The sequence below is a fragment of the Klebsiella sp. SYXHC3 genome (genome assembly GCF_057196925.1).
In genome coordinates, this window is sequence record NZ_JBXUNG010000002.1 from 243,824 (window position 1) to 258,701 (window position 14,878).

The 14,878-nt window shown below is 56.9% G+C and carries 14 protein-coding genes; 3 read left to right on the top strand and 11 right to left on the bottom strand.

The window, feature by feature from the left end; all coding sequences use genetic code 11:
* Positions 1–39 precede the first annotated feature (39 nt).
* On the top strand, positions 40–1,659 hold the full coding sequence (locus AC2CGP_RS08165) for an ABC-F family ATP-binding cassette domain-containing protein (RefSeq protein ID WP_213759469.1): 1,620 nt from the start codon (positions 40–42) through the stop codon (positions 1,657–1,659).
* A 97-nt stretch (positions 1,660–1,756) separates the two neighbouring features.
* On the opposite strand, the gene cspE is transcribed toward AC2CGP_RS08165, so the two are convergent.
* The 3 genes from cspE to AC2CGP_RS08180 all read right to left on the bottom strand — a co-directional run bounded on the left by cspE (position 1,757) and on the right by AC2CGP_RS08180 (position 4,129).
* A complete protein-coding gene (gene cspE, locus AC2CGP_RS08170; RefSeq protein WP_000014594.1) occupies positions 1,757–1,969 on the bottom strand; it encodes a transcription antiterminator/RNA stability regulator CspE in 213 nt (70 codons plus the stop codon).
* A gap of 264 nt (positions 1,970–2,233) precedes the next feature.
* Entirely contained in the window at positions 2,234–2,524 is a 291-nt protein-coding gene (locus AC2CGP_RS08175; protein WP_015369214.1) for an HTH-type transcriptional regulator, read from the bottom strand.
* A 246-nt stretch (positions 2,525–2,770) separates the two neighbouring features.
* The gene (locus tag AC2CGP_RS08180; protein ID WP_142689342.1) at positions 2,771–4,129 is read right to left on the bottom strand and encodes an MFS transporter; all 1,359 of its coding nucleotides are present in this window, start codon (positions 4,127–4,129) and stop codon (positions 2,771–2,773) included.
* Between the two features lie 436 nt (positions 4,130–4,565).
* Here AC2CGP_RS08180 and AC2CGP_RS08185 point away from each other — a divergent pair, with 436 nt between their 5' ends.
* A complete protein-coding gene (locus AC2CGP_RS08185) occupies positions 4,566–5,276 on the top strand; it encodes a DUF3053 domain-containing protein (RefSeq protein ID WP_015369216.1) in 711 nt (236 codons plus the stop codon).
* Between the two features lie 66 nt (positions 5,277–5,342).
* Here AC2CGP_RS08185 and ghrB read toward each other — a convergent pair whose 3' ends face one another.
* From ghrB to AC2CGP_RS08215, 6 genes are all read right to left on the bottom strand, one after another.
* Positions 5,343–6,314, bottom strand: a complete 972-nt coding sequence (gene ghrB, locus AC2CGP_RS08190; RefSeq protein WP_213759468.1) for a glyoxylate/hydroxypyruvate reductase GhrB — start codon at positions 6,312–6,314, stop codon at positions 5,343–5,345.
* Between the two features lie 24 nt (positions 6,315–6,338).
* Positions 6,339–7,619, bottom strand: a complete 1,281-nt coding sequence (locus tag AC2CGP_RS08195; protein ID WP_015369218.1) for an MFS transporter — start codon at positions 7,617–7,619, stop codon at positions 6,339–6,341.
* Positions 7,620–7,719: 100 nt separating this feature from the next.
* Entirely contained in the window at positions 7,720–8,655 is a 936-nt protein-coding gene (locus AC2CGP_RS08200) for a sugar kinase (protein WP_032715299.1), read from the bottom strand.
* Positions 8,656–8,658: 3 nt separating this feature from the next.
* Positions 8,659–9,408 carry a sugar phosphate isomerase/epimerase family protein gene (locus tag AC2CGP_RS08205; protein ID WP_020077714.1) on the bottom strand — a complete coding sequence of 250 codons (750 nt, stop codon included), beginning with the start codon at positions 9,406–9,408 and terminating at the stop codon, positions 8,659–8,661.
* A gap of 109 nt (positions 9,409–9,517) precedes the next feature.
* Entirely contained in the window at positions 9,518–10,534 is a 1,017-nt protein-coding gene (locus AC2CGP_RS08210; protein WP_015369221.1) for a LacI family DNA-binding transcriptional regulator, read from the bottom strand.
* A gap of 102 nt (positions 10,535–10,636) precedes the next feature.
* Positions 10,637–11,299, bottom strand: coding sequence for an OmpA family lipoprotein (locus AC2CGP_RS08215; RefSeq protein WP_015369222.1), 663 nt, complete (start codon positions 11,297–11,299; stop codon positions 10,637–10,639).
* Between the two features lie 168 nt (positions 11,300–11,467).
* Here AC2CGP_RS08215 and AC2CGP_RS08220 point away from each other — a divergent pair, with 168 nt between their 5' ends.
* Positions 11,468–13,798: a molybdopterin guanine dinucleotide-containing S/N-oxide reductase gene (locus AC2CGP_RS08220; protein WP_045359246.1), complete on the top strand. Its 2,331-nt coding sequence runs from the start codon at positions 11,468–11,470 to the stop codon at positions 13,796–13,798.
* Here AC2CGP_RS08220 and AC2CGP_RS08225 read toward each other — a convergent pair.
* Together AC2CGP_RS08225 and tag are read right to left on the bottom strand one after the other, a co-directional pair.
* A complete protein-coding gene (locus AC2CGP_RS08225; protein ID WP_015369224.1) occupies positions 13,767–14,207 on the bottom strand; it encodes an N-acetyltransferase in 441 nt (146 codons plus the stop codon). The genes AC2CGP_RS08220 and AC2CGP_RS08225 overlap by 32 nt on opposite strands.
* Positions 14,204–14,767: a DNA-3-methyladenine glycosylase I gene (gene tag, locus AC2CGP_RS08230; protein ID WP_042893598.1), complete on the bottom strand. Its 564-nt coding sequence runs from the start codon at positions 14,765–14,767 to the stop codon at positions 14,204–14,206. The genes AC2CGP_RS08225 and tag overlap by 4 nt, the downstream gene beginning before the upstream one ends.
* Positions 14,768–14,878 lie beyond the last annotated feature (111 nt).

Below are 14,878 nucleotides of genomic sequence, written 5' to 3' on the forward strand. Positions count from 1 at the left end.
CTGCGGGTAGGGGAGTATTGATTTCATTCAGGAGTGCTTATGGCTCATTGTGCCCACACCCCCTCTTTTGTTTTACATCAGGTCACCTGTCAGTTCGCGACGGGACAGACGCTTTTTGGCCCGCTGAATTTATCGCTGGAACCGTTGCTTTGCGGCCTTGTCGGGCGAAATGGCGTTGGCAAGACACGCCTGTTGCGTCTGCTGGCGGGCCTTGATTCTCCTTCCGGCGGGCATATTGAACGGTCAGCCACCGTTGCCTGGGTGGCGCAGCAGCCGACCCTCACCGCCGGGACAACCGTCGCCTCGCTATTGGGTTATGCGTCCCTATTCGACGCCCTGTCCCGCCTTGAACAGGGAAAAGGGCTGGCAGATGACTTCGGACTGTTAGATGGCCGTTGGGATCTGCCCGACCGCCTGAGTTCAGCCTTCTGCGATGCCGGGCTCCCGGCATTCGCCGCCGATCGTCCTGCCTTTTCGCTCAGCGGCGGCGAACGAATGAAGGCGCTACTGTGCGGCGCATTCGTTTCTGGCGCGGACTATCTGCTGTTGGATGAACCCACCAACCATCTCGATCGTCAGGGCCGTGAGTGGCTGTATCAACAGCTGAAACTCTGGCGGGGCGGGGCCTTAATCGCCAGCCATGACCGTGAATTGCTGGCCCTGATGCCGAGGATTATTGAGCTGACGCCGGCGGCGCTGCGCAACTACGGCGGCAATTATGCTGAATATCAGCAGCAACGTGAAGCGGAGCAACAGGCTGCCCGCTCGGCGCTGGAACATGCCGCAATCGAACGGCGGCGCACCCGGGCGCGGATGCAAAAGGAGCATGATGCGGCCCAGCGGCGTTCGGCGCAGACGCTGCGTACCGTCGATACGTTGAATATCGCCTCTTTCGAGCGTGTGAAGTACAAAGGGGCGGCAAAAGAGCGTCCTGGCACGCTGCGCCGTCAGCATCGCGAACAGAATTGTAGTCTGAATGCCGCTGTGCATCAGGCACGGGAGCGGGTAGAAGAAGATGATCCGGTGATGTTCACACTGCCTGGCAGTGAAGTGGCTGCCGGCAAGCAGGTACTGGTGCTGGAATCGCTGCAGTTGGCTCACTCATCCCCCGCGCCGCTCGACTGGCGGGTGGATGGCCCGATGCGCATCGCGCTAAAGGGGCCAAACGGCTGTGGCAAAACAACATTGTTGAAAACCCTGATGGGGCTGGAGCAGGCAACCGCTGGCGACGTCCGGCTGTCGGGGAGTGCGGCGTATCTCGATCAGCATCTGACGCAGCTGGATTTATCATTGTCGGTGATGGCGCACCTTAACCTGGGCGATACCCCACTGGATGAGGGAGTACTGCGTAGCCGTCTGGCGCAGCTCCAGTTGGGAGCTGACAAGGTCAGTCTTCCGCTGGCGGCGTTAAGCGGCGGCGAACGCCTGAAAGCGGCGCTTGCCTGCGTGCTCTGGCGGCGGGACTCAACTCAATTGCTGCTGCTGGATGAGCCAACCAATCACCTCGATCTGGCGTCGACCCAGGCAATTGAAAGCGCGCTGGCGACGTTTCCCGGCGCGATGCTGGTGGTATCGCATGACGAGGCATTTTTACAGGGTCTGAAGCTGACCCATTGTCTGGAGTGGAGGGAAACGGGCTGGCATTTTGCCGCCCTCTGAATGACAACAGGCGCCATCTGCTGATGGCGCCTGTTGACGACAGATAAAAAAAATCCCCGCCATAAGGCAGGGATTTATTATTCTTAGCGGCTTGAACTTACAGAGAAGTTACGTTGCCAGCTGCCGGGCCTTTAGCGCCGCTTTCGATGGTGAAGGAAACTTTCTGACCTTCGTCCAGGGATTTGTAGCCATCGTTCTGGATAGCAGAGAAGTGTACGAACACGTCTTTAGAGCCATCGTCAGGAGTGATGAAGCCGAAGCCTTTGTCAGCGTTGAACCATTTTACGATACCAGTCATTTTACCGGACATAGTGAATTACCTTTAAAAAAATTAGTGAGCCTTGCGGCGTAGTGGTCTGGACTACAGATTTAAAGCGATAAAGGGAAAGTTCACTACGGGGATATCTAATGGATAACCTTTGAAGGACTGCTCTATTCGACTGCTCTGTGGTCTGTACATCAAACCTGCGAGCATTAACGCATGTTCTCAGTCGGATAGCAAACTTTTTTTCATCAGGATATAAAACGGCCCTGCATCAGGACCGTTACCAAAAGAAGATAGTAAACCAGTTTTTCAATCTATTAGCTGCCTTGAGAGCTGGGGATTGGCCATCATCAGGCGCATCAATTTGAGCTCCGTGGATGAAGGTTTTACCCGTCGCGATTCCCACTCTTCAACCATCGCGACGCTGACGCCCATAGCATTGGCGAAATCATCTGTCTTAAGGCCTGTGCCCTTACGCAGCCGTTCGAATTCATTAAAAACGCTTGGGGTACGGGCGTGCGTAGCCGTTTGCGGCTGGTCTTTAAAAACAATCTGTTCCAGGTTACTCAACAAATCAAATACGGGATCTTTATATTCCATTGAGAGCTCCTATTCTGTCTCACTGCGGAGAGGAAAATACATCGAGCCATTTAAGAATAGTCGCAAAAGCAAGGAAAATAATAACCGAAGTGATTATTTGTCGGCGTGGTTTCGTTAATCACCTGGAAAAGCGGCGTGCGTAAAAGCTAAGGGGATGATTACTAAGAGTGTCAGCAGCTTTGGAAAATTTATGTAAATGATGGTTAGCGGCAAGAAAAAGCCAGCGCAGAGCGCTGGCTGGATTGATTAGGCTTTTTGTAAATTCTTGCTGTCATTTTCGCTGACGCTTGGCTGGCGCTGGCTCATTTTGTATTTCACCAGCAGAGCGATAGCGGATAAAAACGCCGGGATCGCCAGCATGGTGAAGATGGTCTCAAACGACAATTGCGCCTGCATCAGGAAAGCGCCGCTGAAGGCGCCGAGGATCCCGCCGAAGCGGCCGATACCCAGCATCCAGGCAACGCCGGTGGCGCGGCCCTGGGTTGGATAGAACCCGGCAGCCAGCGCCGGCATTGATGATTGCGCGCCGTTCATAATGCTGCCAGCGATAAACACCATTACCCCCATCAACAGCAGATTGCTGGTTGAGAAGCCCACCAGGCAAACAAAGACGCCGGTGAGCAGCCAGCCGACGGCAACCACTTTGTTAGGGTTGATCTTATCCATTAGCGCGCCGAGGATCAGCACGCCAATCCCGCCGCCGAGCGGGAACAGGGCGGTGATGATAGAAGCCTGGCTCATCGAGGCGCCGGTCTCGCGGATAAGCAGCGGCAGCCAACTGGTCAGCAGATAGAAAATCAGCAATCCCATAAAATAGGTCAGGCACAGCATCACGGTACCCACGGCGTAGCGCGGGGAGAAAATCACGCCAATGGCTGACTTTTCCTTCACCTGGCCTGCTTCACGTAGCTCAAATTCAACCGCATCCGGCAACGGCGCGATACGCTTCAGGATAGCGGCGATGCGCTGCGCCGGCTGTCGCTTCACGACCATATAGCGAGCGGATTCCGGCAGCAGGAACATTAACGCCACGGCCAGCAGCAGCGGCATCACTCCGCCAAGCACCAGCACGCTTTGCCAGCCATAATGCGGGATCATCCAGGCCGACAGAAAGCCTCCCAGCGATGACCCCATTGGGAAGCCGACGAACATCAGGTTTACCATCAGCGCGCGGCGGCGTTCCGGAGCATATTCGCTCATTAGCGTCGCGGCATTCGGCATTGCCGCGCCTAAGCCCAATCCGGTGAGGAAGCGCAATAATGTCAGTTGGTTAAGGCTGCTGGCAAACGCGGTTAACAAACTAAAGCCGCCGAACACCAGGATCGACATAATCAGCACTTTCTTGCGGCCAATACGGTCGGCGAGCGGCCCGGCCGTCAGCGCGCCGACGGCGAGCCCGACCAGAGCGGCGCTCATTACCGGACCCAGCGCGGATTTTTCAACACCCCATTCCTGTACCAGGTCTGAGGCGATAAAACCAATAATCGCGGTATCAAATCCGTCCATCGCGACGGTAATAAAACATAAGGCGAGAATCATCCATTGGTACTTGGTGAATGGATGTTCGTTGATAAAAGCCTGAATATCGATGGTTGTTTTTTTCATACGGCATTCCTGGCAGGCTGAGCGGGGGACAGAGGTATTGTTATAGTCTCCCTCGCTGTCATTGATGTTGTTTGTGCGATAATCGAACACAACGTCGTTAATCGCTCATTAATCAAACCATTGAACCTGCCTGTAGACAATGCGCCGCCTTCAGGAAGCGTGCGATTATCGTCCGCTTTGTCCAATTACTTCGCTGAAAATTTTATTAATTTTAATTAAATCAAAAAGATATTTACTATTTTTGCGGGTTACGTTATCGCGTTAAATGTGATGAACTTAACAGCGGGCCTGGCTGGCGCCGGGGAGGGGAAAAAGGGTATTTTCCGCGGTAAGATTATCAGGAAAGGGTATCCTGCAAGGCCGTCCTGGACTATCCTTGTCTGCGTCTGGCACGCGTGTGCCTGTTTGCGCTTTTTTTGGCTGAAGGAGTAAAAAAATGGCGACAGGAAAGTCCTGCTCTCGCTGGTTTGCGGCCGTTGCGGCCATATTAATGGTGGTTAGCCTGAGTGGGTGTTTTGATAAAGAAGGCGATCAGCGCAAAGCGTTCATCGACTTCCTGCAGAATACGGCGATGCGTAGTGGCGAACGTCTGCCTACGCTGACCGCCGATCAGAAAAAACAGTTCGGCCCCTTCGTGTCCGATTATGCGGTGATTTACGCTTATTCACAGCAGGTCAGCCAGGCGATGGATGCGGGTCTGCGCCCGGTGGTTGATAGCGTTAACGCCATTCGCGTGGCGCAGGATTATACCACTCAGCGTGAGCCGCTGCGGCAGGCTAACGGCGCGCTGGGCGTGCTGAGCCAGCAGCTGGAAAACGCTAAAATGCAGGCGGATGCCGCGCATGGCGCGCTGAAGCAGGCTGACGATCTTAAGCCGGTTTATGACCAGGTGTTTAATAAAGTCGTGACGGCGCCGGCGAATGCGCTGCAGCCGCTGATTCCGGCCGCGCAGGTCTTTACTCAGCAACTGGTCCAGGTGGGTGATTTTGTCGCTCAGCAGGGGACGCAGGTGAGCTTCGTGGCTAACGGTATTCAGTTCCCGACGTCTCAGCAGGCAAGCCAGTACAATGCGCTGATTGCTCCGCTGGCCGCTCAGCATCAGGCCTTTAATCAGGCCTGGACGGCGGCGGTTAACGCCACGCGTTAATCGGTATATCGCTGTTCTCCCGGCTGACGGCGTAAGCGCCGCCGGCCGGGCTTCTGCTTTCCTCGCTTACTTCACCTGCGGGTTCACGCAGTTCTTCTCAACCTTGCCGTTCAATGCGTCAATCAGGTTATCTACCGCGCAGGCCGCCATGTTATAGCGGGTCTCGTGGGTGGCGGAACCAATGTGCGGCAGCGCGACCACGTTCGGCAGCGTCAGCAGCGGCGAATCTTTTGCCAGTGGTTCATGTTCAAAGACGTCAAGACCGGCAGCGTGGATCTCACCGGCCTGCAGCGCCGCAATCAGCGCCTGCTCGTCAACGACCGGACCGCGCCCGGCGTTAATGAAGATGGCGGAAGATTTCATTTTGGCAAACTGCGCTTCGCCGAACAGGTGGTGGGTCTCTTCGCTCAGCGGCAGAATGAGGCAGACGAAATCCGCTTCCTGTAACAGGGTATCGAGATCGCAGTAGCGCGCATTGAAGCGCTCTTCCGCCTGCGGATGTTGCCGGCGAGCGTTATACAGAATCGGCATGCCGAAACCGGAGTGGGCGCGCTGCGCCAGCGCCATGCCAATGCGGCCCATGCCGACGATGCCCAGGGTTTTATGGTGTACATCGCAGCCGAACCAGTCCGGCCCGATGCTCCTGGTCCATTCGCCCGCTTTCACGCGTTCAGCGACCTCAACCACCCGACGCGCGGTGCTCAGCACCAGCGCCATCACCGTATCGGCGACGGTTTCGGTCAGCACGGTCGGCGTATGCATCAGCAAAATCTTGCGCGCGTTCAACGCATCGACATCAAAATTGTCGTAGCCGACGGACACGGTAGAGGTCGCACGCAGCTTCGGCATTTTCTCCAGTAACGCGGCGTCAACCTTTTCACTCGAACCCAGTAAACCTTCCGCCTGGGCGAAAGCCTCCGCGTGCTGCGAAACGGTTTCCGGACGCAGGTTTTTCACCTGAGTGACGGAAAAGTGTTCCTCCAGACGGTGTAACAGATCGTCGGGGAGCGTTTTATAGAGAATGACAGACGGCTTCATGCGAATCTCCGTAGCGTAAGTAGTTCAGGCGTGATGAGCGCCAAGCGGAAGTTTTTGATTCTTAGCAGGCTTAACAATTAAAGTAAGCCATACCGAGGCGAAAAGCGCCACACCCATGAAAATGTACGAGGCGGACGGGCTGCCGGTTGCGCCGTTGAGATAGCCGACGAACCACGAACCAAAGAAAGAACCCAGCGCTCCCATACTGTTGATCAGCGCCATCGCGCCGCCGGCGACGTTGCGTGGCAGCATCTCCGGGATAATCGCAAAGAACGGGCCATACGGGGCATACATGGCCGCGCCGGCGATCACCAACAGGGTATAAGAGACCCAGAAATGGTTGGCGCCGACGGCCCAGGAGCCGATGAACGCCAGCCCGCCAATGAGCAGCAGCGGCCAGACAAACAGCTTACGGTTCTGCATCTTATCGGAAGCCCAGGAGACGGCAATCATCGCAATCGTTGCCGCCAGATAGGGTACTGAAGAGAGCCAGCCTACTTCGACCATCCCCATGTTTTCGCCGCCGCTGCGGATGATTGACGGCAGCCACAGTACGAAACCGTACACGCCGATGCTCCAGGCGAAATATTGCATACACAGCAGCACCACGTTGCGTGAACGGAAGGCTTCGCCATAGTTACGTACCGCTTTGATGCCCTGCTGTTCGCGCTCCAGCTGTTCCTGCAGCGCCGCTTTTTCACTTTCCGCCAGCCAGTTCACCTGCGACGGTTTGTCTTTCACCAGTACCCACCAGCAGAAGGCCCAAATCACAGCAGGGATCCCTTCAATGATAAACATTTCACGCCAGCCAAAGGCCTGGATCAGATAACCCGATACGACCGACATCCACAGTACGGTGACCGGGTTGCCGAGGATCAGGAAGGTGTTAGCGCGTGAACGCTCTGATTTGGTGAACCAGTTACTGATGTAAATCAGCATCGCCGGCATGACCGCCGCTTCCACCACGCCAAGGATAAAGCGGATGGCCGCCAGTGCCGGGATGTTATGCACCACGCCGGTTAGCGAGGCGCAGCCGCCCCACAGGATAAGGCAGATAAAGATAAGTTTACGCACGCTGCGGCGTTCAGCGTAAATCGCTCCTGGGATCTGGAAGAAGAAGTATCCAAGAAAGAAAAGGGCGCCAAGCAGCGATGAGATGCCTTTGGTGATGCCAAGGTCTTCGGTAATGCCCGCGGCCGATGCAAAGCTGAAGTTGGCGCGGTCAAGGTACGCCAGGCTATACGTGATAAACACGATAGGCATGATGTACCACCAACGTTTTGCTGCATTTGTTGAACTGTTCATAGGCTTGCCTCTGTCAATGAGGTGACATACGCCCGCCGGGACGGGCGCTGCTGTGCCGCGCTGCATGTAGGGTACAGGACGGCTGTTTTAGGTGAAAAGATTATTCGCCCAGCGCTTCGCGGGTGGGCAGCCCTTCGCTATCGCCCTGTACCTGAATGGCCAGCGAGCCAATTTTGTTACCGCGGTTCACGGCTTGCGTCAGCGTTTTGCCTTCCAGCAGCGCGCTGATTACGCCAACGGCAAAGCCATCACCCGCGCCGACGGTGTCTACCACATTGTCGACTTTAATAGCTGCGATGGCGCCCTGTTCGCCGTTGGCGGTCTTGAACCATGCGCCGTCGCAGCCGGTTTTAATCACCACCGCCTTAACGCCGCGCGACAGATAGAAATCAGCGATACCTTCCGGCGTCTGCTGGCCGGTAAGAATCACGCCCTCTTTTAAGCCTGGCAAAACCCAGTCAGCCTGGAAGGCGAGGCGGTTCAGTTTCTCCACCATCTCGGCTTCGCTTTTCCACAGTACCGGGCGCAGGTTTGGATCAAATGAGAGGGTTTTCCCTTCGGCTTTCATCACCCTGGCCGCATGTTCCAGCAATGCATACGAGCTGTCGGACAGCGCGGCGGCGACGCCGCTTAAGTGCAAATGGCGGGCGCTGGTGAAGTAATCAGCGCGGAAATCTTCCGTCGACAGATGGCTGGCAGCCGATCCTTTACGGAAATATTCCACGATGGGATCGGTTCCATTTTCGACTTTAGATTTCATCTGGAAGCCGGTAGCGTAGCGCTCGTCAACGGCCACGCCGCGCGCGTCGATGCCTTCTTTGGCCAGCGAATTCAGCACGAAGCGGCCAAAGCTATCGTTGCCGACGCGGCTCACCCAGCCCACCTTCAGCCCCAGGCGCGCCAGGCCGGTCGCCACGTTCAGTTCAGCGCCGGCGACGCGTTTGATAAAGCGTTCAACCTCCGCCAGTTCGCCGGTTTCGGTGGCGACAAACATCGCCATGGCTTCGCCAATGGTAATGACATCTAAGTTTTCCATGGCTTAATCCTCGCGTAACAGATCAACGTAATGGCGGGTGACGGCGGTCAGGTCGTCGCCGACCAGCGGGAATTCAATACCGCGCGGCGCGTCGGCGGGCAGGTTATCGAGCAGCGCCAGCCAGCGAGCGTCCGCCTGGTCCGGTGGGACGGCGCGATACTTCTCATGATGAGGCTCCGCCGCCTTCACATGAATATAGCTGACAGCGGGGGCGAGATGGCGCGCGGCTTCTTCCGGCGAATCGCCGACCCACAGCCAGTTTCCCATGTCGAAAGTCAGCGTCACCGGCATCTGATGGACCCGGCAGGCGGCTTTGAAGCGCTGCATTGGCGCCAGTTGGCCGCAATCGGTCTGGTCATTTTCCACCACCAGCGCCATGCCGCTGGCGCTCAGAATGTCGCGCAGCGTCTCCAGCTGTTGGTTATGGATGAAATGACCGAGGGAGAGCTTCAGCCACAGGGCGTTGAGGGTTTGCGCTTCTTCAAGTAACGACGGGAGATGGGGATTGAGCTCGCCGTTGTCGGTGAACAGCGCTTGTGGCGCGGAGTAGCAGGCCAGCAGCCCCTGTTTTTCAATGTCGGCCGCCAGCGTCGGCAACTGCTTCAGTTCCGCCGCGCTGAACAACTCGCGGCGAATTTCCACGCCATCGGCGCCGGAACCGGCGATAAAGGGTAATACGGCGGACTGCCCGCCAAGCGCTTTAACGTGGTCGTTGCCATAAGCGGCGGTGACGACAATGATTTTTCTGGCCATTGAACAAACTCCTGGCGTGGTGGGGCTTAACTCCCTATTACGCTAGATGGTACCGGTTCCAAAGAAAAGGCCAGGATGTTTAATTTATGATCGTCATCACGATGAATCGTTAACGAGACGTTGATCCCCGGACAATAAGCTCGCCGGAGAAGACCCGCTCGCAGATGGGGTCGCTGCCGCCTTCGATACGCCTGACGACCTGTTCGACCGAAGCATAGCCAATCTGCCAGGTTGGCTGTTTGAGGGTGGTAATACCGACGCCCGCCAGCTCCGCCCATTCCAGCTCATCGAAGCCCAGCAGGCCAATATCGCTGCCCCAGATGAGGTCAACGCGCTTCAGTGAACGGGCGACCTGTAACGTCAGGGCGCCATTGGCGGAAATCACCGCTTTGCGCATTCCGCGGTGGCGGGCGTGGAACTGGCGCAGGACGTTATCCATCATGGCGCCGTCGTTGAGCGGCACCTCGGCGTTTTCCGCCACCACGCCAGCATAGCGCTGTAGGGTCGCGCGAAAGGCGTCCAGGCGCTCGCGGCGGGTGTTTACGGAGCCGATTGGCTCGCTTAAAAACAACAGCGCTTCAAAACCCTTTTCCACCAGATGTTCGGTGGCGGTGGTGGCGGCCTGAGTGTTATCCAGCCCCACGACATCACAGGCGAAATCGGGGATTTTACGGTCGATAAGCACCATCGGTAGCGAGGATTGCTGCAGGCGGTTGAGGCCTTCTTCGCGCATGCCGACTGCATTAACCACAATCCCTTCAACCTGATAGCTACGCAGCAGGTCAAGGTAATGCAGCTCCTGATCGACCTCGTTGTTGGTATTACACACCAGCAGGGTGAAGCCTTTTTCGCGGCAGGCGGCTTCAATCCCGCTTAACACGTTCACGGAGTAAGGGTTGGTGATATCGGCGATGATCAGGCCAATCAGGCGGGTACGGCCATGTTTGAGGCCACGGGCCATCAGGCTGGGACGGTAGTTGAGCTCGGCAATCGCTTTTTCAATCCGCGCCAGCAGATCGTCGGAAAGCAGATGCTTTTCGCCGTTGAGATAGCGTGAAATGCTGGTTTTACCGGTCTTCGCGGCTTTCGCCACGTCGCTGATGGTTGCTCGCGCCGCTTTCGCCATGATGGCTTCCTCTGCTGAAAATCTGCCAACACCTTAGCGCGAAAAATAGCGATATCAAGCATTTTGCCCGGCAGGGAGGCTGCCGGGCCGGAAACGAGAAGATTACTGCAGCGGGCTGAGGGTAATTTCCACGCGACGGTTCTGCGCTTTGCCTTCCGCCGTGCTGTTGCTGGCGATCGGGTTCGCCGGGCCCATGCCGGTAGTGCGAATACGGTTGGCCGCTACGCCCTGAGTGATGAGCGCGCTGGCGACGCTGTCGGCACGCTGTTGCGACAGACGCATGTTCAGATCGTTGCTGCCGGTGCTGTCGGTGTAGCCGACGACGTTAACGGCAGTTTTCTCGTACTCTTTCAGTACCATCGCGACGCCGGTCAGGGTGTTGGCGCCTGCAGGTTTCAGGTTGGCGCTGCTGCTGTCAAAGGTGACGTTATTCGGCATGTTGAGCACGATGTTATCGCCATTTCGCGTCACGCTGACTCCGGTTCCCTGCATTTTTTCGCGCAGTTTCGCTTCCTGCACGTCCATGTAGTAACCGATGCCGCCGCCTAGCGCCGCGCCTGCCGCTGCGCCAATCAGCGCGCCTTTGCCGCGGTCATGCTTGGAAGAGGAGAGCGCGCCGACGCCTGCGCCTACTAAGGAGCCGATACCCGCGCCGATGCCGGATTTTCCCGCTTCGCGTTCGCCGGTATAAGGGTTGGTAGTACAACCAGAAATAGCCAGTGTGCCGCTAACGATAGCAGCAATCATGAGTACGCGTTTTTTCATCTTATTTCCTTAATCCTTTTTATTCTTTGCCACCGCAAGCGTGACGGTTGATTATGACGTCCGAATACGGAGAAAATTCCCCGTAGGGTATCTCTTTTTGTAAGTAACATTGAACGGTTGACTAACAAACCGTCACAACACCTGCATTCGCTGACCCAGGAGCCTGCTTTGCCAACTTCATCTGCAACTAAAACCATCTTAACCGCGGCCCACTGGGGGCCAATGCTGGTAGAGACGGATGGTGAAAATGTGATTTCGTCCCGCGGCGCGCTGGACACCCCCTTCGCCAACTCGCTGCAAACGGCGGTGCGCGAACAGGTGCATAGTAAAACTCGCGTTCGCTATCCGATGGTGCGAAAAGGCTATCTCGCCTCGCCGCAACAGCCGCAGGGCGTACGCGGCCAGGATGAATTCGTGCGGGTAAGCTGGGAGCAGGCACTTGATCTGATTGATGCCCAGCATCGACGGATCCGCGAAAGCTACGGCCCGCAGTCGATTTTCGCTGGTTCCTATGGCTGGCGTTCTAACGGCGTGTTGCATAAGGCGGCAACCCTGCTGCAGCGCTATATGAGTCTTGCCGGGGGCTATACCGGACACCTCGGCGATTATTCAACCGGCGCGGCGCAGGCGATCATGCCTTATGTGGTTGGCGGTAATGAAGTTTATCAACAGCAAACCAGCTGGCCGCTTATCCTGGAGCACAGCGAGGTGGTGGTGTTGTGGAGCGCTAATCCGCTGAATACGCTGAAAATCGCCTGGAACGCCTCGGATGAACAAGGGATCCCCTGGTTTGATCGCCTGCGCCAGAGCGGCAAGCGGCTGATCTGTATCGATCCTATGCGATCGGAAAGCGTTGATTTCTTTGGCGAATCGATGGAATGGATCGCGCCACATATGGGCACTGACGTCGCGTTGATGCTGGGGATCGCCCATACCCTGGTCGAGCATGGCTGGCAGGACGATGAATTCCTCGCCCGCTGTACCAGCGGTTATGACATTTTCGCCCGCTATTTGAGTGGTGAAAGCGATGGCGTCGCCAAAACCGCCGAATGGGCGGCGGCAATTTGCGGCGTAGCGGCGGATAAAATCCGCGAACTGGCGAAACTTTTCCACGAAAACACCACCATGCTGATGTCCGGCTGGGGCATGCAGCGCCAGCAGTTTGGCGAGCAAAAACACTGGATGCTGGTGACGCTGGCGGCGATGCTGGGGCAGATTGGCACGCCCGGCGGCGGTTTTGGTCTTTCTTACCACTTTGCCAACGGCGGCAACCCCACGCGCCGCGCCGCAGTGCTGGCCTCCATGCAGGGCAGTGTAGCGGGCGGCGTAGACGCGGTGGAAAAAATCCCGGTTGCCCGCATCGTTGAGGCCCTGGAAAACCCCGGCGCAAGCTATCAGCACAACGGGATGACGCGGCGCTTTCCCGACATCCGCTTTATCTGGTGGGCGGGCGGCGCCAACTTTACCCATCATCAGGATACCAACCGCCTGATTCAGGCCTGGCAGAAGCCGGAGCTGATTGTGATTTCCGAATGCTTCTGGACCGCCGCCGCGCGCCATGCTGATATCGTCTTACCGGCGACCACTTCGTTTGAGCGTAACGATCTGACCATGACCGGCGACTACAGCAATCAGCATCTGGTGCCGATGAAGCGGGTGGTCGCGCCGCGCGATGAAGCGCGCGACGATTTCGATGTTTTTGCCGATCTGAGCGAACGCTGGGAGGCGGGTGGCCGCGAACGCTTCACCGAAGGAAAAAACGATTTGCAATGGCTGGAGACCTTCTACCAGATTGCCGCCCAGCGTGGGGCGCAGCAGCAAGTGACGCTGCCGCCGTTTGCCGAATTCTGGCAAGCGAACCAGCTAATTGAAATGCCGGAAAACCCGGATAACGCCCGTTTCTCCCGCTTCGCGGCATTTCGCGCAGACCCGCAGGCTAACCCGTTAAAAACCGCGAGCGGAAAAATTGAAATTCACTCGCCGACCATTGCCGGGTTTGGCTATGCCGATTGTCCGCCGCACCCGATGTGGCTCGAACCTGACGAGTGGCACGGCAACGCCGCGGCGGGTCAGCTACAGGTGCTTTCCGCCCACCCGGCGCACCGCCTGCATAGCCAGTTGAACCAGACTTCGCTGCGAGAACGCTACGCCGTCGCCGGGCGCGAACCGCTGACTATCCATCCGCTGGACGCCCAGGCGCGCAATATCGCCGACGGCGATCTGGTGCGGGTGTGGAATTCACGTGGTCAGGTACTGGCCGGCGCGGTGGTCACGGAAGGTATTCGTCCGGGGGTGATTTGCCTGCATGAAGGCGCGTGGCCGGATATCGACCCCGATGCCGGCATATGCAAAAACGGCGCGGTGAACGTGCTGACGAAAGATATTCCGACCTCGCGTCTGGGCAATGGTTGCGCTGGGAATACGGCGCTGGCATGGCTGGAAAAATATGACGGGCCCGCGCTGGCGCTTAGCGCATTTGATCCGCCGGCCAATGCATAATCCAGGTTGGGTGCTGGGTATCGTCCTGCCATGCGCAGTCTTCTATACGGAAACCTTGCGCGTGGTAGAAATTTACCGCCCGCACGTTTTTCTGATAGACCTCCAGGCTTAACCAGTCGTAGTGCTGCTTGACCTCATCAAGCAGCGCGCGGCCGATACCGTGGCGGATCGCTTGCGGGGCGACGAAAAGCGCCCCGACGAAGCGCGAATCCATCACGCTGATAAACCCTTTCAGTGCGTCATTCTCCTGCCACACCCAAGTGGCGGCGGCGGGAAGATAGACATCGCGCACAACTTCCAGGCTTTCCCGCCAGTAGCTTTCAGCAATGAACGGATGCGCGTAAATCGTGCTTTCCAGCCATAACTCGAGTAGCGGGCCGGTCTCCGTGGCATCCCATTTTTGGATCATGCTGGTCTCCCGGGGTAGCAACAGCAGCCGGTCACATGATCGTTGACTAACCCGCAGGCCTGCATAAATGAATAACAGATAGTGGAGCCGACAAATTTAAAGCCGCGCTTTTTTAGCGCCTTAGATAGCGCATCGGAGGCTGGTGTGGTGGTGGGGATTTCGGCGAGCGTCGCCGCATGGGTAATTTGCGGCTGATTATCGACAAACGACCAGACGAAATCGCTGAATGCTTCACCGTTGGCTTCCATGGCGAGAAACGCCCGCGCATTGCCGATGATGGCCTGGATCTTCCCACGATGGCGGATAATGCCCGCATCCTGCAGCAGGCGCTCGACGTCCGCTTCATCCATGGCCGCTACGCGAACCGGGTCGAACTGGTGAAAGGCCTGACGATAGTTTTCACGTTTTTTCAGAACCGTGATCCACGAGAGCCCCGCCTGCTGGCCTTCGAGGCAGATCATTTCAAACAGCTTTTGCGGCGTTCTCTCGGCGACTCCCCATTCGTTATCGTGATACTGGATATAAAGAGGATCCTGGCTTACCCATCCGCAACGTTGCATGTTTCTCTCCCTTTCGTCAGAAAACTTTTTCATCCGCCTTGACGGCTGAAAGATAAAGATAATAGTTAATACAGGGAAACCACTTCCCATCAACTCCTTATACTTCAAGTT

What these genes read in the sequence shown, in the direction of transcription:
- AC2CGP_RS08165 (WP_213759469.1), top strand. Translation starts at nt 40, where the DNA reads ATGGCTCATTGTGCCCACACCCCCTCTTTTGTTTTACATCAGGTCACC.
- cspE (WP_000014594.1), bottom strand. Translation starts at nt 1,969, where the DNA reads ATGTCCGGTAAAATGACTGGTATCGTAAAATGGTTCAACGCTGACAAA.
- AC2CGP_RS08175 (WP_015369214.1), bottom strand. Translation starts at nt 2,524, where the DNA reads ATGGAATATAAAGATCCCGTATTTGATTTGTTGAGTAACCTGGAACAG.
- AC2CGP_RS08180 (WP_142689342.1), bottom strand. Translation starts at nt 4,129, where the DNA reads ATGAAAAAAACAACCATCGATATTCAGGCTTTTATCAACGAACATCCA.
- AC2CGP_RS08185 (WP_015369216.1), top strand. Translation starts at nt 4,566, where the DNA reads ATGGCGACAGGAAAGTCCTGCTCTCGCTGGTTTGCGGCCGTTGCGGCC.
- ghrB (WP_213759468.1), bottom strand. Translation starts at nt 6,314, where the DNA reads ATGAAGCCGTCTGTCATTCTCTATAAAACGCTCCCCGACGATCTGTTA.
- AC2CGP_RS08195 (WP_015369218.1), bottom strand. Translation starts at nt 7,619, where the DNA reads ATGAACAGTTCAACAAATGCAGCAAAACGTTGGTGGTACATCATGCCT.
- AC2CGP_RS08200 (WP_032715299.1), bottom strand. Translation starts at nt 8,655, where the DNA reads ATGGAAAACTTAGATGTCATTACCATTGGCGAAGCCATGGCGATGTTT.
- AC2CGP_RS08205 (WP_020077714.1), bottom strand. Translation starts at nt 9,408, where the DNA reads ATGGCCAGAAAAATCATTGTCGTCACCGCCGCTTATGGCAACGACCAC.
- AC2CGP_RS08210 (WP_015369221.1), bottom strand. Translation starts at nt 10,534, where the DNA reads ATGGCGAAAGCGGCGCGAGCAACCATCAGCGACGTGGCGAAAGCCGCG.
- AC2CGP_RS08215 (WP_015369222.1), bottom strand. Translation starts at nt 11,299, where the DNA reads ATGAAAAAACGCGTACTCATGATTGCTGCTATCGTTAGCGGCACACTG.
- AC2CGP_RS08225 (WP_015369224.1), bottom strand. Translation starts at nt 14,207, where the DNA reads ATGATCCAAAAATGGGATGCCACGGAGACCGGCCCGCTACTCGAGTTA.
- tag (WP_042893598.1), bottom strand. Translation starts at nt 14,767, where the DNA reads ATGCAACGTTGCGGATGGGTAAGCCAGGATCCTCTTTATATCCAGTAT.